The sequence below is a fragment of the Streptomyces sp. NPDC006265 genome, assembly GCF_040613555.1.
In the GTDB taxonomy this organism is placed as follows: Bacteria; Actinomycetota; Actinomycetes; order Streptomycetales; family Streptomycetaceae; genus Streptomyces.
On record NZ_JBEXSH010001497.1, the window covers coordinates 1 to 1,153 of the forward strand.

Below are 1,153 nucleotides of genomic sequence, written 5' to 3' on the forward strand. Positions count from 1 at the left end.
GCTGGCAGCAGCGTGCGGCGAGGCGGCCGACCCCCCGACCCACCGCGACGAGGACGTGCTGACGGTGGACCTGGAGGAGCTGGTCCTCGTTGCCGCCGTGGACACACCGGTGCGTGGCGCCATGCCAGGAGGACGGCTGACGTCGACGGCGGCAGCCACCGAGCTGCTGCGCACACTGGTCCCGTGGACGGCCGTACTGGACCAGGAACGGTTGCCAGGGGCGCAGTTGTGGGTGGAGGACGACGGCCGGCACTTCACGGTCCGGCTGCTGGCGACAGCCGCGAGCAGTGACGACGTGGAGAGCGTCGCCGCTGCCGCCGGCGCAGGGCTGGAGCACATCCGGACCCGGCGCACCGCCAGCGGACTGGACGGGCAGGGATGCCTCCCCTGCGGGCGGACCGTCCACCTCGGCGTCGTCCCTCTCTCATGACCACCGGAATCGGCTGATGTCCCCACCCGGTGTGCGGTGCGCAGCGTGGGGCTTCGACTGAGGATCCTCTCCACCGGCTCCGCGCTCCCCCGCTCGGGATGAGCACGCCCAGGCCCCGGCCCGCCCACGCGTGGCGTGCGGAGTGGCGGGCCCGCGTGCTGGTGACCTGCTTCCCCTGAGGGCGGGACTGCACGAACTCCCGACCCACCCTCGTGATGTTGGGTATTCGCATTTCAATATGTAATATTGTTCGTGTTGAGGGCGCCGCTCCCTCCGACCCACACCACTTGGAGCCGCACAGCCGCTCCCCCATGCCCCCTTCCGGAGAACTCCCATGTCCGAAGCCGAAGTCGTCCGCACCGTCATAGCCCGGCTCGTCGCCAAGGCCGACGAGACCCAGACGCAGCTCATCCACGAACTCGCCTGCCAGGCCGGCTACCTGTGGCGCTGCGGGAACCCGGTCTGCCCCGCCTACAACGACCGGGGCCAGCGCTACTGCCAGGGATGCGGCTGGGGCCGCAAAGGCAAGCCCGTCGGCGACGTCCACCCTTGCATGTACACCGAAGGCCGGTGGACCAGGCTGCGCCGCGCGCTCCTCAAGCACTACGCACACGACGCCCGCCCGACGCCGTGGTCTTCGACTACTGGGGCGGGCCCGGCTGGCGCGGCGCCGAGGTCACCGAGATGCACGGCGGCATGACCGAAGAGATCACCGGCGGCTTC

2 protein-coding genes are annotated in these 1,153 nt (G+C 70.8%); both read left to right on the forward strand.

What is annotated here, in order from left to right; genetic code table 11:
- A partial coding sequence (locus ABZ281_RS50120) for a hypothetical protein (protein WP_356665582.1) occupies positions 1-430 on the forward strand: 430 nt, incomplete at its 5' end.
- Between the two features lie 334 nt (positions 431-764).
- Positions 765-1,130, forward strand: a complete 366-nt coding sequence (locus ABZ281_RS50125; protein WP_356665584.1) for a hypothetical protein — start codon at positions 765-767, stop codon at positions 1,128-1,130.
- The last annotated feature ends 23 nt before the right edge of the window (positions 1,131-1,153 follow it).

Coding starts and splice junctions, on each gene's coding strand:
- ABZ281_RS50125 (WP_356665584.1), top strand. CDS start 765: ATGTCCGAAGCCGAAGTCGTCCGCACCGTCATAGCCCGGCTCGTCGCC.